Here is a 25,511-nt window from a genome sequence, read left to right as displayed (position 1 = left end):
AAATTAGGGCAGCCTTTACTAACACCGGAGGGGGTCGGATGGCCGTCGACGACACCTCGGCCGTCGCGCAGTTTCCGTCCTGGATCGGCCGCTTCTCCGGGCCCGGGCCGGCCACCCTGGTGTTCCCGCACGCGGGGGGAGCGGCGGTCAACTACCGCCCGCTAGCCCTGGCCCTGGCCCACGGCGCCGACACCTACGTCATGCAGTACCCGCAGCGCGCCGACCGATTCCGCGAACCGCCCGCCGAGACCCTGCCGGAGCTGGCCCGCGGCCTGTTCGACGCGGCGCCCTGGCACGCCCTGGGCCCGCTGCGGCTGTTCGGGCACAGCATGGGCTCGATCGTCGCGTTCGAATTCGCTCGGCTCGCCGAGGAACGCGGCATCGAGATCCAGCGCCTGTGGGCCTCGGCCGCGCCTGCACCCGGCGTGATCGCGGGCCTGCGCAAGGTGCCCACCGGTGACGCCGACCTGCGCGCCGAACTCGCCCAGCTGGGCGGCACCGACCCCCGCATCCTGGCCGACGAGGAATTCCTCGCCCTCCTGCTGGCCCCGGTGCGTTCGGACTACCTGGCCTTCAACCGCTACCGGTGCGCACCCGAGGTGACCATCCGCGCCGACATCAACGTGCTGGGTGGCCGCTCCGACGACCGGGTCGGCACCGACCTGCTGGAGGGCTGGGCCCAACACACCACCGGCGCCTGCACCGTCTCGCTCTACGACGGCGGGCACTTCTATCACTACGAGCACATCGACACCCTGGCGAACCGGATCATCGCCGATGCCTGACCGGTGCGAGGATCCGGTCGTCATCGTCGGCCTGGGCATCGAGGCGCCCGGGGGGATCGACACCGCCGAGCAGTACTGGTCGCTGCTGGCCGACGGACGAGAGGCATTGAGCGCCATTCCCGAAGACCGGGACTGGGCGGTGCGCGAACTCCTCGACGGATCGCACCGCGACGGCTTCAAACCCATCTGTAACGCCGGCGGATTCCTTTCCGGCGCCGCCGAATTCGATCCCGGATTCTTCGGGATCGCGCCACGCGAAGCCATCGCGATGGACCCGCAGCAGCGGGTCGCGCTGCGGGTGGCCTGGCGCGCGCTCGAGGACGCCGGTATCAACCCCGACGAGCTCACCGGCCACGACGTCGGGGTCTACCTCGGTGCGTCGGTCACCGGCTACGGCCCGGACATGGCGCAGTTCTCCGCACACAGTGGACACCTGCTGCCCGGCACCGCGTTGTCGGTGATCTCCGGCCGGGTCGCCTACACCCTGGGGCTGGCCGGTCCCGCCCTGACCGTCGACACCTCCTGCTCGTCGGCGCTCTCGGCGCTGCACCTGGCGATCCAGGCGATCCGGACCGGGGACGCCGACACGGCGCTCGCCGGCGGTGTGTGCGTGATGGGCTCGCCCGGATTCTTCGTCGAGTTCTCCAAGCAGCACGCGCTGTCCGACGACGGCCACTGCCGGCCCTACAGCGCCGCGGCCACCGGAACGGTGTGGGCCGAAGGCGCCGGAATCTTCGTGCTGCAACGCAAGTCAGCGGCCTTACGCGACGGCCGGCACATCTACGGCGAAGTGCTGGCCAGCCGGCTCAACCAGGACGGTCACACCACCGGCCTGCTCACCCCCAGTGAGCAGGCCCAGCAGCGACTGTTCCGGCACGCGCTGGCCGACGCGGACGTGCAGCCCGGCCAGGTCGGCATGATCGAGGGCCACGGAACCGGCACCCGGGTCGGCGACCCCGTCGAATTGCGGTCGCTGATCAACGTCTACGGCGCCGACACGGTGCCGGGCACCGGCCCGCGGCTCGGCTCGGTGAAGTCCAACATCGGTCACACCCAGGCCGCCGCCGGCGCGCTCGGCCTGGCCAAGGTGCTGCTGGCCGCCGAACACCAGATGATCCCGCCCACCCTGCACGTGCGCGACGGATGGCACGACGGCATCGACTGGGACGGCGGGGACGGCGGGGGAATCACCCTGGCCGAAACCATCACCGCCTGGCCGGCGCCCGACGGCCGCCGGATCGGCTCGGTCTCGGCGTTCGGGATGAGCGGAACCAACGCCCACGTGATCGTCGCGATGGAGCACCCGGAGCGCGAGGAAGCGGCACTGCCGTGCTGAGCACCCACCCGATCGCCCTGCCCGACGGCCGCATCCCCGTATTGATCTCGGCGCACGCCCGCGACCTGGTGCAAGCCGAGGCCGGCGCGCTGGCGCGCTACCTGAACGCCCGGCCGGCCGGCGTGGGGGCGGTGGCACAGACCCTGCGCGCCACCCGCCCGATCCGCCGGTACCGAGCGGTGATCCGGGCCGGCGACACGAGTGAACTCATCAGCGGCCTCGACGCGGTCTACCACGACGCCGACCACCCGCTGGTGGTCCGATCCCATCACCAGGAGCCCGCCCGCACCGCCTTCGTGTTCCCCGGGCAGGGCAACCAGTGGCCCGGTATGGGGGCCGATCTGCTGGGCATTGCGGCCTACCGCGCCGAGGCGGACCGCTGCGAAGCCGCCTTCCGCCGCGCCGGCCACGCCTCGCCGTTGGCCTACCTGCGCGGTAGCGACGACTCGGACCCGGTGGTGGTGCAGGCCGCTCAATTCACCCACTCCGCCGCGCTGGCCGCCACCTGGCGGCATTTCGGCGTCCTGCCCGATATCACCGTCGGCCACAGCCTCGGCGAACTCGCCGCCGCCTACACCGCCGGCGTGGTGGACCTCGACGCCGCGGCGGCGGTGGTGATCGCCCGGGCGGAACTGACCGACGACACCCCGGGACGATTCGGCATGGCGACGATCGCCCTGGGAGCGGCGGCCGCCGCCGAATTCATCGCCGGCACCCCGGGCTGGGTGGAGCTGTCGGTGGTCAACGGCCCCGCATCGGTGGTGGTGTCGGGTGAATGGGCGGCGGTGCAGCAGATTCTGGAGCGCGCCGACCGCCGCGGGATCTTCGCCCGGGAGCTCGCGGTGCGCTACCCGGCGCACACCAGTGTCCTGGAGCCACTGCGCGACCGCATGTTCGCGCTGCTGCCCGATGCGCAATTCCACAGCGCCCCGGTCGAATTCATCGGCTCGGTGTACGGCGGTCCGGTCCCGGCGGGTAAGTCGTTCCGGCAGTACTGGTTCGACAACCTCCGTCAGCAGGTGCGGTTCGATCTGGCCGCCGCCGCCGCGGTGGCGCGCGGTGTCACCACGTTCATCGAGATGTCGGCGCACCCCACCCTGCTGGTGCCGTTGGGCGACATCGCCGACGCCGCGCAGGTGCTGGCCAGCACCGACCGCGATCACCCGGCCGGCGAGGCGCTGTCGGCCAACATCGCCGCCGCCGCGATCACCGATCCCGGCTACCGCTGGCGGGACTTCGCCGCACCCGACGCAGGCGCACCGCTACGCCATTTCCCGCACGCGCCGATGCACACCACCAGACTGTGGGCCGGCGCCGAGCCGTCTGCGCGGCGCAGTCGGCAGCCGGTCGCCATGGTCGAGCAGTGGGCACCGGTCGAAGAACCCGCCGACCGGCCCGGTGCAGTAGCCGTCATCGACCACACCGGGGAATCGCCGGAGCTGGCCGCGCGGCTGCTCGACGGCCTGGACGCCGATGCGGTCGAGCCGGCGGACGCCGAGCTGCTGGTGCTCATCGCCGCGCCCACCGACGACGTCGAGATCCACGAAGCGGCACGCACGTTCGCCGCTCACGCGGCCGGGCAGACACCGCTGGGACCCGGGCCGCACTGCCGACGCGTGTGGCTGATCACCCGCGGCGCCGAACGACTCGACACTGATCCGCCGCCGCGGCCCGGGGCCGCCGCACTGGCAGCGCTGCACCGCAGCACCGGATTCGGCTACCCCGACCAGACGTTCGCACACCTGGATCTGCCGGCCCAACCCACCACCGCCGACGTCCGGGCCGCGACCGCCGGACTGGCGCTGACCGACACCGAGGTCGCGGTGCGCGGCGGGCGGCTGTGGGTGCGCCGGTTGGTGGAAACCCCCGTCGCCCCGGGTGTGCCCGCGATTCCGGAGACCGTCGTGATCAGTGGCGGCACCGGCGCCATCGGGATGGCCTTCGCGGTGTTCTGCGCCGAGCGGGGCGCACGCGACATCGTCCTGCTCAGCCGCAGCGGAGCCGCCGGCGCCACCGCGGCCCAGTTGGATGCGCTGCGGGCACGCACCGGGGCGAACATCAGCACGATCCGGTGCGACATCACCGATGATGCGGCGCTGGCGGCGCTGATCGACGAGCATCAGCCGGCGCCGGCCGGGCTCATCGTGCACACCGCCTCGGCCGAGGCGGTCGCCACCGAACAGATCACCGACACTGCCGTTCGGGATGCCCTCGGCGCCAAAGTGATCGGGCTGGACAATTTGGCGCGGCACTGGCCGCGGCATCCCGATGCGCGAGTACTGGTCTGCTCGTCGGTGCTGGCGCTGTGGGGCGGGTCGGGCCACGGCATCTACGCGGCGGCCAACCGGATGGCCGACGTCCTGGTGCAGCGGTTGCGGGCAGCGGGCCTGAACGCGAGCTCGATCCGCTGGGGGCTGTGGCAGAGCGTCGCCGTGGTCAGCGGCGAGGAGAAGAACCGGATCGCCAGAACCGGCCTGACACCGATGCCGCCCGAGGCCGCGATCACCGCCGGACTGATGGCCGCGCCGAACGACCCGGCGATCCTGGCCGCCGACTTCGACCGGTTGGCGGTGTTCTTCGACAGCCAAGGGGTGGCTTCGCCGTTCGGCGGATCACCGGCCACCGCAACGCCGGAGGCCGGCGCCGACCGACCCGTCAGCGAGGTGGTGGCCGCCGAACTAGCAACGGTGCTCGGTCTGGACAGCACCGACGACATCGACATGCACCAGGCACTGGTTGACCTCGGCCTGGATTCACTGCTCGCCCTCGACCTGCGCAAACGGCTGGGCCGGGCCACCGGCCTGCGGGTGGCACTCGGGCCGCTGCTGGCCGGGATCACCGCGGCCCAACTGACGGCTGTGCTGACTGACGGCACCACACCGGCAGCGGAGACCGAAAGGACTGTCTTCACCCATGACTGACACCGTCGAGCAGGCCACAGAACAGCGGCTGGAGCTGCTGCGCCGCCGGCTGGCCGAACGCGGACTGGCCGCCGACTCCGCCGAACCGGCCGAACCCGCGCACGCCACCATGAGCGACGGACAGCGCCGGATGTGGTTCGTGCAGGCCCTCGACCCGGACGGCACCGTCGCCAACATCTCGGTCTCCTACCGGCTGAGCGGCCTGCTGGACGCCGACCGGCTGCGGGTCGCCCTGGCGGCGGTGGGAGCCCGGCATCCCTTGCTGCGCACCACCTATGCCGTCGACGACGCCGGCGAACCCCACCCGGTCCTGGGTGACGTCACACCGGGCTTCGCCGAACACGACCTCTCCGACCTCGCCGGTCAGGCCCGCGCGCTACGCCTGGAGGTGTTGGCCCAGCGTGAATTCGCCACCCCGTTCCGGCTGGACACCGACGCCCCGCTGCGGCTCACCCTGATCCGGGTCGGCCCAGACGAGCACATCCTGCTGCTGGTGGCCCACCACATCGCCTGGGACGACGCCTCGTGGGCGGTCTTCTTCACCGACCTGACGCAGGCCTACGCCGACCTCGACAGCTACGCGGCTCGCCCGCCCGTGCACGTTCTCACCCCGCCGGCCACCACCGATCACGGTGCCGACCTCGACTATTGGCGTGCGCTGCTGGCCGATCCACCGGACCCGCTGGAGCTGCCGGGCCCCCGCGGTTCGGCGGTACCGCACACCTTGCGGGCGGGATTGTGCACCCGGGAGCTGCCCGCCGACTTGATGGAGGGCATCGCGGAGCTGGCGCGCGACAACGGCGCCACCCCCTACATGGTGGTCGCCGCCGCGCTGTCCGCGCTGATCCAGCGCTACACCGGCACCGACGACTTCCTCATCGCCTCACCGGTGCTCAACCGCACCGCCGGCACCGAGGATGCCATCGGCTACTTCGGCAACACCGTGGTGCTGCGCGCCCGCGTCGCGGCGGCCGACCGTTTCACCGAACTGCTGGCCCGAACTCGCGACACCGCGTTGGGGGCGTTCGCCCATCAGGGCATCAACCTCGATCGTGTGGTCCGCGAACTCAACCCGGATCGTCGGCACGGGGGAGTGGAGCGACTCACCCGGCTCAGCTTCGGCTTCCGCTCCGGTGACGGTGACGGTTTCCACCCGGACGGGATCACGTGCGCCCGAGCCGATTACCGCGGCAAGATCGCCCAGCTGCCACTCGGGATCATGGTGGAGGCCGGTGCCGGCGGTGCCCTGATCGAAGCCGAATACCTGCACGACGTGCTCGACGAGGCATTGGTCTCCCAACTGCTGAGGCACCTGGTGCAACTGCTGGAGGCCGTAGTGGCACAGCCGCAGGCCACCGTCGGCGAACTGGACATGCTCGGCGACGCCGACCGTGCCTGGCTGGACAGCGTTGCGCGTGGGCCGGATTTCAACGCCACCCCGACCACACTGGGTTCGCTGGTGGCCGAGCGAGCCGCACTCACCCCGGCCGCCATCGCCGTCGTCGACGAGCACGGCCGGTACAGCTACGCCGAGATCAACGCCCGTGCCAACCGGATCGCACACCACCTGATCGCGTCCGGTATCGGCACCGAGGACAAGGTCGCCGTGCTGATGGGCCGCTCGGTCGACCTGGTGGTCGCCGCGCTGGGCATCGCCAAGGCCGGCGCCGCCTATGTGCCCGTCGACCCCGAATACCCGCCGGACCGTATCGAATTCATTCTCGGCGATGCCCGGGCAGCCCTGGTGCTGCGTGAGCTGCCGGATCCAGAAGTGTTGGCCGAGCTGCCCGACACCGACCCGACCGACGCCGACCGGGTGCGCCCGCTGCGGCCGGAGAATCTGGCATACCTGATCTACACCTCGGGGTCCACCGGCCTGCCCAAGGGCGTCGAGGTGGCGCACGCGCCGATCGCGGAGTACCTGATCTGGTTCGGCAACGAGTACGGCATCGACGAGACCGACGTGCTGTTGCAGGTGGCCTCGCCGAGTTTCGACGTGTCGATCGGCGAACTGTTCGGCACCCTGGGAAACGGTGCCCGGCTGGTGATTCCACGCCCGGACGGGCTGCGCGACATCGGTTACCTGACCGATCTGCTGCAGGGCGAAGGCGTGACCGCCATGCACTTCGTACCGTCGCTGCTGGGGCTGTTCCTGTCGCTGCCCGGGGTCAACCAGTGGCGCACCCTGCGGCGCATCCCGATCGGCGGCGAACCGCTGCCCGGCGAGCTGGCCGACAAGTTCCACGCCACCTTCGACGCGCTGCTGCACAATTTCTACGGGCCCACCGAAACCGTGGTCAACTCCACCCGGTTCAAGGTCGAAGGCACTCAGGGCAACCGGATCGTCCCGATCGGCAGCCCCAACATCAACACCACCATCCGGCTGCTCGACGACGCCCTGCAACCGGTGCCGATCGGTGTGATCGGCGAGATCTACATCGGCGGAACACATCTGGCGCGCGGCTACTTCGACCGTCCCGGCCTGACCGCGGAACGCTTCGTCGCCGACCCGTGGGCCGCCGGTCAGCGGCTCTACCGCACCGGTGACCTGGCCCGCCGCAACGCCGCCGGCGACCTGGAATTCATCGGGCGCGCCGACGACCAGGTCAAAGTCCGCGGCTTCCGCATCGAACTGGGCGAGGTGGCCGCGGCCATCTCGGTGGACCCCAGCGTCGGGCAGTGCGTGGTCGTGGTCTCCGACCTGCCTGCGCTCGGCCGCAGCCTGGTCGCCTACCTGACTCCCGGCGGAGACGCGGAGGTCGACATCCCGCGGATCCGGGCCCGGGTGGCCGCCGCGCTGCCCGAATACATGGCCCCGGCCGCCTATGTGGTCGTCGACGACATCCCGATCACCGCGCACGGCAAGATCGACCGGGCCGCCCTGCCCGACCCCCAGCCACTGGAGAACGCTCCGTATCGGGAGCCGCAGACCGACACCGAACACGCGGTGGCGCAACTGTTCGCCCAACTGCTCGGGCGGGATCGGGTCGGCGCCGACGACTCGTTCTTCGACCTCGGCGGTCACTCCCTGCTGGCCACCAAACTGGTGGCGGCGATCCGCGCCCGCTGCGGGGTGGAGATCGGCATCCGGGACATCTTCGAGTCGAGCACGGTGGCCCGGCTGGCGACCGCGATCGAGCGGGCCCAGGTCGGCGAGAACGGGCCGGGCCGCCCGCCTTTGGTCGCGGTGTCGCGAACCGGCCCACTTCCGGTGTCGGCGTCGCAGCTGCGCACCTGGTTCTCCTACCGGCTGGACCCCAACGCCGCCGGCGACAACATCCCGCTGTCGGCCCGGCTCAGCGGCCCCTGCGACACCGCCGCCCTGACGCTGGCGCTCAACGACGTGGTGGCCCGCCACGACAGCCTGCGTACCACCTTCCGGGAGATCGACGGACTGCCTCACCAGATCATCAACCCGCCGGCGCCGGTTCAGGTGACCGAGTTGAACTGCCCGGCAACCGATCCCGACGAGGTAGCGCAGTGGACCCGGGCGCAGCTGGACGAGCAGCGCGGCGCCGGCTTCGACCTGGAGCACGATTGGCCGATCCGGGCTGCGCTGCTGCACCTGCCGGGTGATGAGCGGGTGCTGTCACTGGTGGTGCACCACATCGCCGCCGACCACTGGTCGGTTGAGGTGCTTTTCGCCGACCTGCTCATCGCCTACCGCAGCCGGGCCGCCGGTGGCGAACCATCGTGGGCGCCACCGGCGTTGCAGTATGCGGACTTCGCGCACTGGCAGGGCGAGCTGCTGCGCGACGAGTCCGGGCTGATCGACGCCCAGCGCCGCTATTGGATGGAGCAACTGGCCGGCCTGGCCGACGACACCGGACCCCGACCCGACTTCCCGCGTCCGGCCACCGCGAACGGCTCCGGTGACTCCGTCGCGTTCACCGTCACGCGAGAGGTGCGGGCCGGGCTGGCGGCGCTGGCCCGCGACACCGGTGCCACCGAATTCATGGTGGTGCAGGCCGCGGTGGCGGTGCTGCTGCACCTTGCCGGCAGCGGCGACGACATCCCGCTCGGCGTGCCGGTCGCCGGCCGCAACGACAACGCACTGGACAACCTGGTCGGGTTCTTCGTCAACATCGTGGTGCTGCGAAACAGGTTGGGGGGCAACCCGACACTGCGTGAGGTGGTGCTGCGGGCGCGGGAGGCGGCACTGGGCGCCTACGCGCACGCCGACCTGCCGTTCGACCGGCTGGTGGAGGCGCTCAACCCGGTGCGGACGCTGTCACGCAACCCGCTGTTCCAAGTGGTGGTCCACGTGCGCGACGCCGCGGAGGTCACCCACGTCATCGACAGCAACGCAGACGGCGACCTGGTCTTCCGCACGGTGATGCCGACGTTCGACATCGCGCACGCCGACTTGTCGGTGAACCTGTTCGCCACCGCCGGGTCCGACGGCCTCGACGGTGCGGGTTACGACGGCCACCTGATCTACCGCACCGACCTCTACGAGCGCGCCACCGTGCAGCGCCTGGCCGACTGGCTGGGCCGGGTGTTGGCGGCCATGGCCGGCGCACCGCACCAGACCCTGCGCGACATCACCCTGGTCGACGACGACCAGCGCGACCGGATCCTCACCCAGTGGAGCCGCGGCGCCGACGTCCCCGCGGATGATCCGCGCACCATCGCCGAGGTGCTGGCCCCGAGCCGCAGCTTCGACGGCGTCGCGGTGCGCTGCGGCGGCGCCGAGTTGAGCTACCCGCAGCTGCACCGCCGCTCCGACCGGCTCGCCGAACTGCTGATCGAGGCCGGTGTGCAGCCCGGAACATGGGTGGGCCTGTCGGCGCGACGCGACCTGGATCTGGCGGTGGCGCTGGTCGGCATCATGAAGGCCGGCGCCGGCTACTTCCCGCTGGACCCCAGCTACCCACGTCAGCGCCTGGAGTTCATGGTCGACGACGTCGCGCCGAAGGTGATCGTCGTCAGCGCGGCGACCCGGGACGCGATGCCGACACCGGAGGGCGTGCGGCTGCTGTGCCTCGACGACACCGACGTACAGGCGGAACTGGCCGGCGGCCCCGTGGGCGCCGAACTTCCGGTCCCGCACCCCGATGACCCGATGTATCTGGTGTTCACCTCCGGTTCCACCGGGATGCCCAAGGGCGTCGTTGGCACCCACCGCTCGATGAGCACCCGGCTGAACTGGCAGATCGCCCACTACCCGGTGGCCGGAGAAGACATCCGGCTGGCGCAGTCCTCGATGACGTTCCTGGAGGGCGGCATGGAGATGCTGGCCGGGCTGGCAGCCGGGGCGACGATGATCCTGGCCGACGACAACGAGTTCCGCGACCCCGAGGCGCTGGCCCGACTGATCGCCGACGAGCAGGTGGCCCAGGTGACCGCGGTCGCCAGCCTGATCTCGGTACTGGTGGACTCCGCACCGGCCGCGGTGGGCCGCCTGCGTCGCCTGGTGTGCAGCGGGGAGCCGGTCTCGGCGGACCTACTGGGCCGGCTGAGCCGGGTGCTGGACTCGAAGACCCAGCTGCTCAACAACTTCGGCGCCACCGAGACCTCCGGGGCGGTGGTGCGCGGCGAACTGGCGCCGCCTACCCCCAAGCTGGGCCGGCCCACGCCCGGCTCGCAGGCCTACCTGCTCGACGACGCGCTGCAGCCGGTGCCGCCCGGAGTGGTGGGCGAGGTCTACTACGCGGGCCCGCAGGTCGTCCTGGGCTACTGGAAGCGTCCCGCGCTGACCGCGACCCGGTTCGTCGCCAACCCGTTCAGTCCCGGTGATCGGCTCTACCGCAGCGGGGACCGCGCCCGCTGGAACAGCGATGGCGTGCTGGAATTCGTCGGCCGCACCGACCATCAGGTCAAGGTGCGCGGGTTCCGGGTGGAACTGGCCGAGGTGGAGTCGGCGTTGCGGTCCGCTCCCGGAGTAGCGGCGGCGGCCGCCCGCACCTGGGAACAGCGGGGCGCCACCACATTGGCCGGCTACGTGGTCCCGGCGGCCGCGGTCACCGACACCGCGGAGTTCATCGCGTCGGTGCGCGCTGCGGTGGCCGCGACGCTGCCCGGCTACATGGTCCCGTCGTCGCTGACGGTGCTGGAGATGATGCCGCTGACCGACTCCGGGAAGCTGAACCGGCCCGCGCTGCCGCAGCCGGCGGTGGCCACCCGCGGGGAAGCCGACCCGCCGGTCACCGCCACCGAACACACCCTGGTGGGCATCTGCGCCGAATTGCTCGGCGTCGAGCGGATCGGGCGCAGCGACGGATTCTTCGAACTCGGCGGCGACAGCATCCTTTCGGTGCAACTGGCCGCCCGGGCGCGGGCGGCCGGACTGGACCTCGACCCGCGGATGATCTTCGAGAACCCGACGTTCGCCGAGCTCGCCGCGGCCGCTGACACGCGGGCCGCGGCTGGCAGCGGCCCCGAGACCGCCGACAAGGCGTTCGCCCCGATGAGCGTTTCGGGTCTCAGCGGCGAGGCACTGGCCGACCTCACCGCGGCATGGGGCGATTCGCCGTGACCGAGACATCCACACCGCGCACCACCGCGTCCTCGATCGAGGACGTGCTGGCACTGTCCCCGCTGCAGCAGGGACTGTTCTCGCTCGCCAAGCTCGCCACCGATGGGTCGGCAGCCGACGACGGGGTGGACGTCTACACCGTGCAGTTCGTCATCGACATCGCCGGTGCCGTCGACGCCGGGCTGCTGCGCCGCAGCGCCGAAGCGATGCTGGCCCGTCACGCCAACCTGCGGGCATCGTTCTGGGATGTCGACCTGCCGCACCCGGTGCAGATCATCCCGGCCCGAGCAGAACTGCGGTGGCGGGAGATCGATGCCGCACCAGGTGAATTCGAGCAGATCGCGCTCACCGAACGCACCACCAACTTCGACCTGGCCCGCGGACCGCTGCTGCGTTTTGTGCTGATCCGCTCCGCCGCCGACCGGCACCGGCTGATCCTCACCGTGCACCACCTGCTGCTCGACGGCTGGTCGATGGCGGTGTTCTTCGACGAACTGGTGGCGATCTACCGGGCCGGCGGCGTCGACCCGCTGCCCGCGCCGCGCCCCTACCGGGACTACATCGGCTGGCTGGCCGCCCAAGACACCGATGAAGTCATCGCGGCCTGGCGCGACTATCTGGCCCCGCTGAGCGCCCCCACCATCCTGGCCGATGGGGAGCGAGCCGAATTGGGCAGCGTCGTGCCGCAGACCCACGAGGTGGCACTGGGACCTGACGACACCGCGCGGCTGACCGAATGGGCCCGGCGGCACGGCCTGACGCTCAACACCGTGCTGCAGTTCGCCTGGGCGGTGCTACTTGCTCGCCTCACCGATCGCACCGAGGTGGCGTTCGGGGCGGTGGTCTCCGGCCGGCCCCAGCAGCTTACCGGCGTCGAATCCATGGTCGGGCTCTTCATCAACACCGTTCCGGTGGTCGCCTCGACACCGCCGCGGGCCGAAGTGGTCGCGACCTGCCAAGCGCTGCAACGTGATACCGCAGCCATGCGCGACCTGGGCTATGTGAGCCTGTCCAGGGTGCAGCGGGCCGGCGGCCGTGCTGGTTCCGGGGCGCTGTTCGACACGCTGCTGGTGTTCGAGAACGCGCCGATCGGCTCGGCGGCCGCCGGGGTGACCACTCCCGACGGCGTGCGTTTCATCCCGGTCACGGTGGAAAGCCTCACCCACTACCCGCTGACCCTGGTCAGCTCCCCGCCCCGCGACGGCCGGCTCACGGTGCTGCTGGAGGCGATTCCGGACGCGCTGGGGGAACTCTCGGTCCCGGACCTGGGCCGGCGTCTGCTGCAGGTGCTGCGCCAGTTGACCGACCCGGCCCGGCCCCGCATCGTCGACCTGGATGTCCTGCTGCCCGCCGAACGGGCCCGCCGGGCCGAGCCGCCGGCGCCGGTAAACCCGCCCGCCGCATCGGTTCCCGACCTGTTCGCCGCCGCGGCCGCCGCGCACCCGGACAGCCCGGCACTCACCGGCGAGAACCGCACGCTGACCTATACCGAGCTGTCCTGCGAAGTAGCCCGGCTTGCGGGGGCGCTGGCCGCACGGGGGATCGGCCCCGAAGACCGGGTCGCGATCGCGCTGCCGCGCTCGCTGGACTCGGTCATCGCGATTCTGGCGGTATTGCAGGCCGGCGCGGCCTACGTCCCGATCGAAGTCACCTTGCCCCGGCCGCGTATCGAATCCATTCTGCGCCAAGCCGATCCGAAACTGACGCTTACCGCCGAGGTGCTGGGTGAACTGCGTGCGGGCCACGCCCCGCAGAGCCCGGCGCCGACGGTGATCCATCCCGACTCCGCTGCCTATGTCATCTTCACCTCCGGCTCCACCGGGGAACCCAAGGGCGTCGTGGGGACCCACCGAGCGCTGGCGTCCTACTTCGCCGACCACGAGCAGCGCATGTACGCACCGGCGGTGGCCCGGCTGGGCCGGACATTGCGGGTGGCGCACGCCTGGTCGTTGAGCTTCGACGCGAGCTGGCAGCCGCTGGTCGGCCTGCTGGGCGGGCAGAGCGTGCACCTGTTCTCGGCCGAGGAGATGCGCGACGCCGAGGCAATCATCGACGGCATCCGCCGGCACCGGCTGGACATGATCGACACCTCACCGTCGATGTTCACCCAACTGTTCGACGCCGGCCTGCTCGACGCGCAGGCCGCCCACCGGCTCAGCGTGCTGGCGCTGGGCGGAGAGGCCATCGCACCACCCACCTGGTTGAAGCTGCGGTCGGTATCGGCGGCGTCGTCGGTCGCCGTGCACAACTGCTACGGGCCCACCGAGACCACCGTGGAGGCGGTCGTCGCCGACGTCGCCGACACCAATGTCCCGGTGATCGGAGAAGCGGTGCGGGGCATGACCGCTCACGTCCTCGACTCCGGGCTGCGCGAAGTGCCCGACGGAGTGGCCGGTGAGCTCTACCTGGCCGGCGCCCAGGTCACCCGCGGGTACCTGGGTCGGGCCGGCGCGACCGCGGGCCGCTATGTCGCCGACCCGTTCTCCGTCGGGGGCCGGATGTATCGCACCGGCGACCTGGTCCGCCGCCGGGCCGACGGCCGGCTGATCTACCTGGGCCGCGCTGACGACCAGATCAAGGTGCGTGGCTACCGGGTCGAGATCGCCGAGGTCGAGACCGCACTGGCCGCGGTCACCGGTGTGACCGCCACCGCGGTGCTGCCCGTGCAGGGACCGACCGGAACCCAGCTGGCCGCATTCGTCACCGGTCCCGAGGTGGACGTCGCCCGGGTGCGAGCCGAGATCGGCGCCCGGTTGCCGGCATATCTGGTGCCGGCCCGCATCACCGTGGTGGAGTCGATGCCGTTGACCCCCAACGGAAAACTGGATGCCGAGGCATTGGTCGCGCTGGCCGGCCCCATCGCCGGCGGCGGGGAGGAGCCGGCCACGGACACCGAGCGCGCCCTGGTGGAGATCCTGGCCGAGGTCTTCGACGGCGTGGCGGGTGTGACCCCGGGAGTCGAGACCGATCTACGCGATGTGGGCCTGGACAGCATCGTCGCGCTGTCGATGGTGCGCGCGGCGCGCCGGCGCGGACTGCCTATGCGTCCGCGGACCGCGCTGACCTGCACCACAATTCGGGATCTGGCTGCCGCCCTGGACGCCGAAGCCGCCGAAGCCGCCGAAGCTGCTGAGGCCGATCAGGCCGTCGAATCCTCCGCGACCGACGGGCCGATCCCGCTGTTGCCGGCGGGCCGCTGGCTCTATGAGTACGGCAGCCCCCGTCGGCTCGGACAGGTCGAAGCGGTTCGGCTTCCGGCCGGCACGGATCCGCAGCGGCTGCGCTCTGCGCTGGCCGCGATCGTCGCCGCGCATCCGGTGCTGCACACCCGCCTCGACCCGGCCACGCTGCTGCTGCACCCGGTCGAACCCGTCGACGTCCTGACCGAGATCGCCGTGGACGCCGACGATCTGGAGACGGTCACCGAGCACGGCACCCGGCTTCTGGCGGCCCTGGACCCGCAGGCCGGAGTCCTGCTGCGTGCGCTGTGGCTTCGTCCGCCCACCGGAACCGGGGTGCTGCTGCTGTGCGGGCATGTGCTGGCGCTGGACCCGGTCTCCTGGCAGGTGATCCTGGGTGAGCTGCACGCCGCGCTGGCGGGCGCCGACCCGCTGCCGGAACGCAGCGGCTACCGGCGCTGGGCCGGCGCCCTGACCGAACGCGCACACGCGCTGGACACCGTGGAGTATTGGGCCGCGCAACTGGCCGGCGATGACCCGCAGCTGGGCGCCCGTCGGGTCCGGCCCGACCGGGACCGCGCCGGTGACCTGACGGTCTCGGTGGCCGTGGCCGATGCGAGGATCACCGCGGGCCTGCTGGCCTCGGAGGTACCGATGCATGACCTGCTGGTGGCGGCAACCGCGCGCATGGTCACCACGTGGCGGGCCCGGCACGGGCAGCACGGTGCGCCACCGTTGCTGGCCTTGGAGACCCACGGACGCGCTGAAGACGTCGTCCCCGGCATCGACACCGCCGACATCGCCGGGCTGCTGAGCGCGATCTATCCGCTGCGGGTGCCTCATCCCGACCCGGCGGGCGTGGCGCGGGCCCTGGCGCAGATCCCCGGCGGCGGCGTCGATTACGGGCTGTTGGCCTACCTGCGTCCCGACACCGCCGCCCGACTGGGCGCCGTTGCCGGGCCACAGGTGCTGCTGAACTACCTCGGGCGCGTCGACCGGGCCGGGGGCGGGCCGGCGGTGGCACCCGATCTGATCGCCGGTCTGCCGTCGGTGCCCGAACCCGAGCAGGCGGTGCGCCACGAGCTGAGCATCTTCGCCGCGGTGGCCGACCTCGGGTCGGGCCCGGCGCTGATGACGCAGTGGCGCACATTGCCCGACATCCTCGGCGCCGGGCAGATCACCGAATTGCAGGAACTATTCGTCGAAAGCCTGGGCGATCTGGTGGAGGAACTGCGATGAGCACTCTGGCGGTGGTGGGCGCGGGCGCCAAGGCGGTGGCGGTGGCCGCCAAGGCCGCGGTGCTGCGTGAGATGGGTGTCGAAGCACCCGATGTGGTCGCCGTCGAACGCACGGAGGTGGCCGCCAACTGGCGGGCGACCGGAGGCTGGACCGACGGCGCGCACCGCCTGGGCACCAGCCCGGAAAAGGACGTCGGCTTCCCGTACCGCTCGGCGGTGGTGGCCGGCCGCAACGCCGAACTCGACGAACGGATGACGCGCTACAGCTGGCAGGCCTACCTGATCGCCACCGGCCAGTTCGCCGAGTGGGTAGACCGGGGCCGGCCGGCCCCCACCCATCTGCGGTGGAGTCAGTACCTGCGGTGGGTGGCCGATGCGGTGCAGCTGAGCGTGGTCCCCGGCGAAGTGGACCGGCTGTCGGTCGACGGCGCCGGCTGGTCGTTGCACACCCGGGAGACCGTGGTGGCGGCAGACGCGGTGATGATCACCGGTCCCGGCCAGGCCGAGAAGTCGATCCTGCCCGGCAACCCGCTGGTGCTCTCGATCGCCCAGTTCTGGCACCGGGCCGCGGCCGACCGGATCAGCGCCGAGCGTGTCGCCGTCATCGGCGGCGGCGAGACCGCCGCATCGATGCTCAACGAGCTGTTCCGGCACCGGGTTTCGACGATCACGGTGATATCCCCACAGGTGACGCTGTTCACCCGCGGGGAAGGGTTCTTCGAGAACACGCTATTCTCCGACCCGACCGACTGGACCGCGCTGACCCTGTCCGAGCGGCGGGACGCGCTGGCCCGCACCGATCGCGGGGTGTTCTCGGCGCGGGTGCAGGACGCGCTGCTGGCCGATGACCGAATCCGCCACCTGCGGGGCCGGGTTGCGCACGCGGTGGCCCGAGACGGCCGAATCCGCTTGACGTTGAGCACGAACCGGGGTGGTGAGAACTTCGAGACCGTGCACGGCTTCGACCTGGTTATCGACGGTTCCGGTGCCGACCCGCTGTGGTTCACCTCGCTGTTCGGCCAGGACACCCTGGATCTGCTGGAGCTGGGCCTGGGCGGCCCGCTGTCCGGCGACCGGTTGGCCGAGGCGATCGGCCACGACCTGGCCGTCGCCGGCGTCACGCCGAAGTTGTTCCTGCCCAACCTGGCCGGACTGACTCAAGGGCCGGGTTTTCCCAACCTGAGCTGCCTGGGGCTGCTGTCCGACCGGATCCTGGGCACCCGACCGCCTACCACCCCCGCGGGCGACCTGATCGCTGCCCGGCGGGCCGAAATCGAGGAGAGCCGATGAGCACCAACCCCTTTGACGACGACAACGGCAGTTTCTACGTGCTGGTCAACGACGAGGACCAGCACAGTCTCTGGCCGACCTTCGCCGATGTTCCCGCGGGGTGGCGAGTGGTCTACGGAGGTGAACAGGGCGCCGCTCGAGCGGCCTGTCTGGAGTACGTCGAACAGCATTGGATCGACCTGCGTCCCAAGAGTCTTCGTGATGCCATGGCGGCCGAACAGGGGTAACCTGTGCGCGGTAACCGCCGTCGGAGGGGTGAATCGTGACTGGAAGACTTCTGCTGACCGGCGCCGCGGCGCTGGCCGTGATCGGGATGGCATCCGCCGGCCTTGCCTCGGCTGAGCCCGCCGCACCGGGGGACGTCGTCGCCGGCGTGCCGATTCCGCTGGACCCACCCTCGCCGGTGCCGGGCCCCCAGCCGGCGGCCGGTGCGCCGCTGCCCACCACCGGTGAGGTGTCGGGCATGCTCACCCGGCTCAGCGACGCCGGGATCGGTTACAAGGAGAAGGGCGACCTGGTCGAGAACGGCATCACGCAGGAGGAGGGCCACGGGCTCGACCACGAGCTGCGCAAGGCCTACCGGGACGGGGAACTGCCCTACACCTTCGACGTGATCAACGTGGTGCCGGTGGGCGAGGGCCGGGCGCTGTCCAACGTGACGATCACCGGGCCCAAGATGCCTGCTCCGGTGACCGTTCCGCTGCAGCTGGTGGACCAGGGCAGCTGGGTGCTCTCGCGCGACTCGGCGATGCAGCTTATGCAGGTCCTCGCCGGGCACTGAGGCGTGCCCGCGCAGCGGCGGAACTAGCGCGCCAGCCGGGCGAACATGGCCTTCTGCGCCGTGTAGAGCCCCGGGAACTCGGCGAACAACCGGTCATAGACCGCGCGGTTCGCCGCGATCGGTTCGAAGACGCCGTCGAGCGGGATCAGATCACGCAACTCGTCGCGATCCACATCCCCCATACCGATACCGGCGAACAACGCCGCGCCGCGCAACTGCGCGTTGAGCGGATCGGCCACCCGTTCGCAGGTGCGGCCGCACACGTCGGCGATGATCTGGCACCACAGGTCCGAGCGGGCGCCGCCGCCGACGATCCGGATCGGTCCGTCATTGCCGGTGAACCGGTTCACACACTCGAGCAGCCAACGGCTGTTGAACGCCACCCCTTCGAGCACGGCGCGCACCAGGTCGGCCCGGGTGGTGTCCAGGGACAGGTTGTGGAAACCACCGCGGGCGTTGCGGTCGTCGATGGGGGAGTGTTCGCCTTTGAGCCACGGGGTGAAGATGACCCCGTTCGAACCGGCCGGCGCACCGGCGGCCAAGGCGGTCAGCGCGTCGTAATCCAGCTCGCCGAAAACGTTGTCGCGCAACCATTGCAACGCCCGGCCCGCGGTGTCTTGGTTGTTGACCAGCAGGTAGCTCGATGGGTCGAGACCCGGCACCGTGGCGAGCTGGTGGAACGCGTCGGTCTTCTTGACCGCCACCGGGCAGCTGATCCACGACGTGGTGCTGATGGTCAGGTGCAGCTCGCCCTGTCGCACCGCGCCGGAGCCCACCGCCGCGCTGTGCAGGTCCGGTGTGCCGGTGACCACTTGGGCCGCAGGAGAAATCCCGAGTTCGGCGGCGACCGCCGGTGCCACCGTGGCGATGATCGAACCGGTCGGCACCAGCGGCGGCAGTTTCGTCCTGTCGATGCCGGCTAGCCGCACCAGCACGTCGTCGTAGTCGGGCAGGGCCAGGTTGCGGTTGTCGGTGAGCCAGGCGCCCATCATCGAGGCCCGCGATGCCGCGGCACGCCCGGTGAAACACATGCTCAGGTAGTCCACCGGCTCCAGGTACCACCGTGCCGCGCCGGACACCGCCGGGTCATTGTGTTGCAGGTGCAGCATGTGCCCGACCGGATCGTCGCCGCTCGGAGACGGGATGCCGCCGTTTCGCCGCAGCCAGCTGAGCAGCGCCCGCGGCCGGTAGCCCTGCAGGCGTCCCCCGAATGCCTTGCGGCTGAAGGGCGCCCCGCGGGTGTCCATCCACATCACGCACGGGCCCACCGGGCGGCCGTCGGCGTCGACCGGAACCGTGCTGGCCCACTGGCCGGTGATCGAGACCCCGGCCACCTGATCGCCGCGCACGCGGCTTTCGGCGAGACCACGCCGGGTGGCGTCGCGGATTATCGCCCACCACAGACCGGCGTCCTGGACCGCCGCCCCGCCCGGACCGTAACTGGTCGGCACCGCGACGAGGTCCGACCACAGCACGGTGCCGTCCAACGCCACGAAGCCCACTTTGGGACCGCCGGTACCCAGGTCGACGGCGAGGACGACCCGATCCGCGCGGTTCATCCGGCACCGCTCGTCAGCATCGCTGGCGCGCTGCATCGTCGTCGGGGCGGCGTCACGAACCGGGGGGCAGCGACTGGTGGGTGTCGAGTATCTGCTCCATGAACCCCTCGATGAAGCGGGCCGCCTCATCGGTCATTCCGCCCGGCACGCCGCCATAGACCGCGGCGCTGATCGGGGTCTCTCCGGCGGCGTTCTTCTTCTTGGCGTACTCCACGGCGTCGTCGAGGTCGGCGGCGAACGCCTCGACCACGCCGGGCTGAGTCTGCGGCCGGGTGACGGCCATGTGGATGGCGTTGGGGTACTGCTGGCCGTTGAACCGCCAGCCTTTGGTCTTCATGGCGTCGGCGACGTGGTAGATGTCGAATTCGTCGGAGCGGAAGCTGAAGCAGAACGTCGGTGAACCCAGGATCGTCAGCTCCGGGTGGCTGCGCACCGCGTCCTGCATCGCCGACGCGGTCTCCAGGATCTGCTTGGCGTAGTTGCGGTATCCCTCGCGTCCCAGCTGGACCATCGACGCCCACGCGGCGGCGATCAGGCCACCCGAGCGGGACCCCTCGATCCCCGGCGACATGTACTTGCCGCCGCTCCAGTCCGGCAGGAAGAAGTACTGCGCGTTGCGGTAGGACTTGTCCCGGAACAGCAGCGTGGAGGCGCCCTTCAAGGCGTAGCCGTACTTGTGGTTGTCCGCGGAGATGCTGGTGACGCCGGGGACCCGGAAATCGAACAACGGGACGTCGAAGCCCAGCTCCTGGGCGAAGGGCAGCACGAACCCGCCCAGGCAGCCGTCGACGTGCAGACCCACCCCGCGCTCGGAGGCCAGCTCGCCCAGCCGGGGGATCGGGTCGACGGTGCCGTAGCCGTAGTTACAGGCCGACCCCATGATCGCGATGGTGTTCTCGTCGATGTTGTCGGCCACCCAGTCGACGTCGACCTCGGTGGTCTGCGGGTCGATCGGCGCCCGGCGGATTTCGATGCCGAACAGGTGGCAGCCCTTGTCGAACGCGGGGTGACCGGTCTCGGGTTTGATGAAGTTCGGGCGCGCACCGCCGCGGGGGACCCCGCGATGCTTGGCGGCGTGCTCGCGGTAGGCCAGCAGGGCGTGGATGATGCTGCCGGTGCCGCCGGTGGTGACCATCCCGGCCGGCTCACCGTCGGTGACGGCGTCGGCGTGCATCAGGTCCAGGGCCATCGCGATGACCTCGCCCTCGAACTTGGTCGCCGACGGGCAGATGTCGCGCTGCAACACATTGACGTGGGCGAACAGCCCGAACGCCTCGTCCAGGAAGCGGTAGTGCTCGTGGTCGCCGCAGTACATGGTCCCGGAGACCTTGCCGGTCTCCCAGGTGGGATCTTCGGCCCGCGCCATCTCCTGCAGCTCGGCGAGCACCTCCGCGCGCGGCCGGCCCCGTTCGGGCAGCACGCGGTTGACGGTGAAGCGGTCGGTATAGGGGAAGTCGGACATCCCGGTCCTCTCTTCCGCGTCAGCGTGCGGAGATGTACAGAAATCACGGCGTGTCGGCGTGCAAACACGCACGTTCGCGCCAGGAGATAACCCAGAACGTAATCTAGTTCCTATGAGTGTGGCTGATGATCGTCGCTTCGAGGTGCTGCGCGCCATCGTCGCCGACTTCGTCGCGACCAAAGAACCGATCGGATCCAAAGCCCTGGTCGAACGACACAACCTCGGGGTGTCCTCGGCCACCGTGCGCAACGACATGGCCGTGCTGGAGGCCGAGGGCTACATCGCCCAACCGCACACCAGTTCGGGGCGGGTGCCCACCGAGAAGGGCTACCGGGAATTCGTCGACCGTATCGAGGAGGTCAAACCGCTGTCGGCCGCGGAGCGCCGGGCGATCCTGTCGTTTTTGGACTCCGGTGTCGACCTCGACGACGTGCTGCGCCGCGCGGTGCGCACCCTGGCGCAGCTGACCCGTCAGGTGGCCGTCGTGCAGTATCCGACCCTGTCGGTGTCCACGGTGCGCCACCTGGAGGTGATCGCGCTCACCCCGGCGCGGCTGCTGCTGGTCGTCATCACCGACTCCGGCCGGGTCGACCAGCGCATCGTCGAACTCGGGGACACCATCGACGACCACCAGCTTTCCCAGCTGCGTGAGCTGCTCGGCGCCGCATTGGAGGGCAAGCGGATCTCGGCGGCCTCCACCGCCGTCGCCGAGCTCGCCGGGCACCTGGACGGACACAGCGGGCTGTCGCCCGGCCTGGCGAACGCGGTCGGGCGGTCGGCGACGGTGCTGCTGGAATCGCTGGTCGAGCACCGCGAGGAGCGCCTGCTGCTGGGCGGCACCGCCAACCTGACCCGCAACGCCGCCGACTTCGGCGATTCGCTGCGCTCGGTGCTGGAAGTCCTCGAAGAGCAGGTCGTGGTGCTGCGGCTGCTGGCCGTGCAACAGGAAGCCGGTAAAGTCACGGTGCGCATCGGTCACGAGACCGAGGCGCAGGAGATGGCCGGCGCCTCGGTGGTGTCCACCGCTTACGGTTCGCAGGGCACCGTCTACGGGGGGATGGGGGTGCTGGGTCCCACCCGGATGGACTATCCGGGAACTATCGCCAGTGTCGCTGCGGTTGCTATGTACATCGGCGAAGTGCTCGGGGCCCGATAACCCCCGGCCGGCAGAAGTTGGGAAAGGTCAAGCGTGGCACGCGACTATTACGGACTGCTCGGCGTCGATAAGGGCGTCAGCGACACGGAGCTCAAGCGCGCATACCGCAAGCTGGCTCGCAAATACCATCCCGATGTCAACCCCGACGAGGCGGCACAGGCCAAGTTCAAGGAGATCAGCGTCGCCTACGAGGTGCTCTCCGACCCGGAGAAGCGCCGCATCGTCGACCTCGGCGGCGACCCGCTGGAGAACGGCGGCGGTGCCGCCGGCAACGGGTTCGGCGGTTTCGGCGGCCTCGGGGACGTCTTCGAAGCCTTCTTCGGCGGCGGCGCGACCTCCCGCGGACCGATCGGGCGGGTCCGGCCCGGGTCGGACTCGCTGCTGCGTATGCGTCTTGACCTCACCGAATGCGCGACCGGTGTGACCAAGCAGGTCACCGTCGACACCGCGGTGCTCTGTGACCGCTGCCAGGGCCGCGGCACCCACGGGGATTCCCGGCCGATGGCCTGCGACACCTGCCACGGCCGCGGCGAAGTGCAGACCGTACAGCGGTCCCTGCTCGGCCAGGTGATGACGTCGCGGCCGTGTCCGACCTGCCGCGGGGTCGGGGAGGTCATCCCGGATCCATGTCACCAGTGCGGCGGCGACGGCCGGGTGCGGGCCCGCCGCGACATCAGCGTGAAGATCCCCGCCGGTGTCGGTGACGGCATGCGCGTCCGGCTGGCCGCTCAGGGCGAAGTCGGGCCCGGCGGCGGACCGGCCGGTGACCTCTACGTCGAAGTCCACGAGCAGCCCCACGAGATCTTCGCCCGCGACGGCGACGATCTGCACTGCCACATCTCGGTGCCGATGGTCGACGCGGCGCTGGGCACCACGGTGGCCGTGGACGCGATCCTCGACGGCCCCATCGACATCACCATCCCGCCCGGCACCCAGCCCGGGGCGACCATCGCGCTGCGCGGCCACGGCATGCCGCAGCTGCGGTCCGGTGCCCGCGGCGACCTGCACGCCCACATCGAGGTGGTGGTGCCCGAGCGGCTGGACAACCACGACATCGACCTGCTGCGCAAGTTCAAGGAGCACCGGGAACGCGAGACCGCCGAGGTCCGCTCGGCGAACGCCCCGCACGGCGGCGGCGGGCTGTTCAGCCGCCTCCGCGAAACCTTCAGCAGCCGCTGAGTCTTGGGCGGCCTGTTCTACGTCGAGGCGCTGCCCGAAGTGGGTGCGCTGGCCGACGTCGGCGGCGACGCCGGCTTCCACGCCGCGACGGTGCGCCGAATCCGGCCCGGGGAGGAACTGACCCTGGGTGACGGCGCCGGGGTAGTGGCCGAATGCCGGGTCGAGGAAACTGACCGGGGCGGGCTGCGGGCCAGGGTGCTGCGGTGCCGCACGGTCGAGCCGCCCGTGCCACCGGTGACGGTGGTGCAGGCCCTGCCCAAATCCGAACGGTCCGAGCTGGCGGTCGAGCTGGCCACCGAGGCCGGCGCCGACGCGTTCCTGGCCTGGCAGGCCGACCGCTGCGTGGCCCGCTGGGACGGCCCGCGGGCCGACAAGGGGCTGCGGCGGTGGCGGGCGGTGGCGCGGGCGGCCGCCGCCCAGTCCCGTCGCGCCCACATTCCGCCGGTGGACGGGGTGCTCGGGACCGCCGCGCTGGTGGCGTGGGTGGGCGAGCAGGTCGCCGACGGTACGACGGTGCTGGTGCTGCACGACGCGGCCTCCGCCGGGCTGGCGGACGCGGCGGTGGCCGCCGCGCCGGCACTGGCTGTGGTGGTCGGCCCGGAGGGCGGCATCACCGACGCGGAGCTGGGGGCGCTCACCGGCGCCGGGGCCGTCGCGGCGCGGCTGGGCCCGACCGTGCTGCGCACCTCCACCGCGGCCGCGGTCGCACTGGGTGCGCTGGGGGTGCTGACCGGGCGCTGGGGTTGAGCGGTGGTGGACGGCCGATCCGATCCGGTGCCCTCGCTGGTCATCGGCGACGGCTACGCGGTGTACCGCGGCCCGGTGGGCAGCGGCGGCCCGATCCATCGCCACGGCGCATTCCAGATCGTGGTCGCAGGGCGCGGCGAAGTCGCCATGGTGGACGCCGCCGGGAACCGGCACCGGGCCTGCGCACTGGTCGTGTCACCGATGGCGCCGCACCGCATCCTGGCCGCCCGCGACCTGGTCACCTACTTCATCGAGCCGCACTGCCTGTTCGCCGACCGATTGCGCCGCCGCTACGACACCGGGATCGCGGCCGCGCCCGAGCTGGGTGAGCTGAGCGAGCAGAACGTCGCGGACGCGTGTCGAGGGCCGTCACGAGAAATCGATCCGCGGCTGGTGGCGGCCCTGACCATGCTTGCCGAGGGCAACCTCTCGATGCCGGATCTAGCTGTCGCGGTAGGTGTTTCACCTCAGCGCCTGCGGGGGCTGGCTCGCCGGCAACTGGGGATGCCGCTGAGTCGCTGGCGGGTCTGGTCACGGCTGCGCCGAGCCGTCGAGGTGTTGCAGTCCGGGGTGTCGCCGGCGCAGGCTGCGGTCACCGCCGGTTTCTCCGACCAGGCTCACTTCACCCGGCAGATGCGGGAGATGATGGGCCTGACGCCGGCGGTGGTGCTGCACGCCCTGGGCGTTCAGCGTTTGCCGGCGACATAGATCGAGATCGACCCGGTGATGGTGGGCACCACCTGGACTTCTCGCACGTCGACGAACCCGGCGCCCGAAATCAGTTCCGGCAGAACGCCGTCGGCATTGGGTTGGGTGTCGGTCTTGCCGTCCGCGAGCTGCACGATCCGAAACGCCGTACGCATCAGCCGCGTCCGCTGCCACCCGTAATCGGCGATCACCAGCCGGCCGCCCGGCCGCAGCACCGCGAACATCGACGCCAGCACGGCACGCTTCACCGCAATCGGACACTGGTGCAACACCAGGCTGGACATCACCGCGTCCATCGACTCCGCGCCCACCGCGTCCAGCAGGGCGTCGCCCATCCCGGTCAGCCAGCGAACTTGGCTCTGGGTGTCCTTGCCGCGCGCCACCGCCAACACCTCGGGATCGGGATCCAGACCCACGACCGTGGCCTGCGGCTGCGCCCGGGCGGTCAGCAGTGCCAGCGATCCGGTCCCGCAGCCCACGTCGAGGATCGCATCGCCCGGCCGCGGGGCCAGGTGTTCGACGGTCAGTCCCCGCCACAGCCGCTCGCGGGTCAGCGCCGCCACGTAATCGAAGAAACGAGCCGGCGCCAGCCGGCCCAGGGCAGGGGTGAAAGCTTCCTCGCTCATGGCTGTCAGTTTCGGCGGTTCAGTGCCGCCCCGTCTTGAACGAACCGCTCACGTAACGGCGAACGA

The 25,511-nt window shown here is 71.0% G+C and carries 15 protein-coding genes; 12 read left to right on the top strand and 3 right to left on the bottom strand.

Translation table 11 applies throughout. The features are described from left to right. Positions 1-38: 38 nt before the first annotated feature. The 8 genes from BST28_RS14465 to BST28_RS14430 are packed head-to-tail and all read left to right on the top strand — an operon-like array spanning position 39 to position 18,008. The gene (locus BST28_RS14465) at positions 39-785 is read left to right on the top strand and encodes a thioesterase II family protein (RefSeq protein ID WP_083081594.1); all 747 of its coding nucleotides are present in this window, start codon (positions 39-41) and stop codon (positions 783-785) included. Beyond that, positions 778-2,121 (top strand): beta-ketoacyl [acyl carrier protein] synthase domain-containing protein, encoded by a 1,344-nt coding sequence (locus BST28_RS14460; protein WP_083081592.1) that lies wholly within the window; start codon positions 778-780, stop codon positions 2,119-2,121. The genes BST28_RS14465 and BST28_RS14460 overlap by 8 nt, the downstream gene beginning before the upstream one ends. Then, entirely contained in the window at positions 2,115-5,042 is a 2,928-nt protein-coding gene (locus BST28_RS14455; protein WP_083081589.1) for an SDR family NAD(P)-dependent oxidoreductase, read from the top strand. The genes BST28_RS14460 and BST28_RS14455 overlap by 7 nt, the downstream gene beginning before the upstream one ends. Then, the gene (locus tag BST28_RS14450) at positions 5,035-11,520 is read left to right on the top strand and encodes a non-ribosomal peptide synthetase (protein ID WP_083081587.1); all 6,486 of its coding nucleotides are present in this window, start codon (positions 5,035-5,037) and stop codon (positions 11,518-11,520) included. Before BST28_RS14455 ends, BST28_RS14450 begins: the two co-directional genes overlap by 8 nt. Further along, the gene (locus BST28_RS14445) at positions 11,502-15,938 is read left to right on the top strand and encodes a non-ribosomal peptide synthetase (protein WP_083081585.1); all 4,437 of its coding nucleotides are present in this window, start codon (positions 11,502-11,504) and stop codon (positions 15,936-15,938) included. Before BST28_RS14450 ends, BST28_RS14445 begins: the two co-directional genes overlap by 19 nt. Next, positions 15,935-17,227 carry an NADPH-dependent L-lysine N(6)-monooxygenase MbtG gene (mbtG, locus tag BST28_RS14440; RefSeq protein ID WP_109560710.1) on the top strand — a complete coding sequence of 431 codons (1,293 nt, stop codon included), beginning with the start codon at positions 15,935-15,937 and terminating at the stop codon, positions 17,225-17,227. The genes BST28_RS14445 and mbtG overlap by 4 nt, the downstream gene beginning before the upstream one ends. After that, positions 17,224-17,454 (top strand): MbtH family protein, encoded by a 231-nt coding sequence (locus tag BST28_RS14435; RefSeq protein WP_019738321.1) that lies wholly within the window; start codon positions 17,224-17,226, stop codon positions 17,452-17,454. The genes mbtG and BST28_RS14435 overlap by 4 nt, the downstream gene beginning before the upstream one ends. A gap of 35 nt (positions 17,455-17,489) precedes the next feature. Continuing rightward, positions 17,490-18,008: an MTB12 family secreted protein gene (locus BST28_RS14430; protein WP_019738322.1), complete on the top strand. Its 519-nt coding sequence runs from the start codon at positions 17,490-17,492 to the stop codon at positions 18,006-18,008. A gap of 23 nt (positions 18,009-18,031) precedes the next feature. Here BST28_RS14430 and BST28_RS14425 read toward each other — a convergent pair whose 3' ends face one another. Together BST28_RS14425 and BST28_RS14420 are read right to left on the bottom strand one after the other, a co-directional pair. After that, a complete protein-coding gene (locus BST28_RS14425) occupies positions 18,032-19,567 on the bottom strand; it encodes a xylulokinase (RefSeq protein ID WP_029249455.1) in 1,536 nt (511 codons plus the stop codon). 52 nt (positions 19,568-19,619) lie between these two features. Beyond that, a complete protein-coding gene (locus BST28_RS14420; RefSeq protein ID WP_019738324.1) occupies positions 19,620-21,029 on the bottom strand; it encodes a pyridoxal phosphate-dependent decarboxylase family protein in 1,410 nt (469 codons plus the stop codon). Between the two features lie 112 nt (positions 21,030-21,141). Here BST28_RS14420 and hrcA point away from each other — a divergent pair, with 112 nt between their 5' ends. Genes hrcA through BST28_RS14400 form a run of 4 tightly spaced genes read left to right on the top strand, consistent with a single transcriptional unit; the run spans position 21,142 to position 24,819 of the window. Further along, a complete protein-coding gene (gene hrcA, locus BST28_RS14415) occupies positions 21,142-22,185 on the top strand; it encodes a heat-inducible transcriptional repressor HrcA (protein WP_083081583.1) in 1,044 nt (347 codons plus the stop codon). Positions 22,186-22,218: 33 nt separating this feature from the next. Beyond that, positions 22,219-23,364 (top strand): molecular chaperone DnaJ, encoded by a 1,146-nt coding sequence (gene dnaJ / locus BST28_RS14410; RefSeq protein ID WP_019738326.1) that lies wholly within the window; start codon positions 22,219-22,221, stop codon positions 23,362-23,364. Positions 23,365-23,367: 3 nt separating this feature from the next. Beyond that, on the top strand, positions 23,368-24,111 hold the full coding sequence (locus tag BST28_RS14405) for a 16S rRNA (uracil(1498)-N(3))-methyltransferase (RefSeq protein WP_083081581.1): 744 nt from the start codon (positions 23,368-23,370) through the stop codon (positions 24,109-24,111). A gap of 6 nt (positions 24,112-24,117) precedes the next feature. Then, entirely contained in the window at positions 24,118-24,819 is a 702-nt protein-coding gene (locus BST28_RS14400; protein WP_234808293.1) for a helix-turn-helix domain-containing protein, read from the top strand. On the opposite strand, the gene BST28_RS14395 is transcribed toward BST28_RS14400, so the two are convergent. Continuing rightward, on the bottom strand, positions 24,798-25,445 hold the full coding sequence (locus BST28_RS14395; RefSeq protein WP_019738507.1) for a class I SAM-dependent methyltransferase: 648 nt from the start codon (positions 25,443-25,445) through the stop codon (positions 24,798-24,800). The two genes, BST28_RS14400 and BST28_RS14395, sit on opposite strands and share 22 nt — an antisense overlap. Positions 25,446-25,511: the final 66 nt, after the last annotated feature.

The sequence above is a fragment of the Mycolicibacter kumamotonensis genome, assembly GCF_002086285.1.
In the GTDB taxonomy this organism is placed as follows: domain Bacteria; phylum Actinomycetota; class Actinomycetes; order Mycobacteriales; family Mycobacteriaceae; genus Mycobacterium; species Mycobacterium kumamotonense.
The sequence above is the reverse complement of the archived record's forward strand: the minus strand, read 5'-3'. Positions and strand labels throughout refer to the sequence as shown.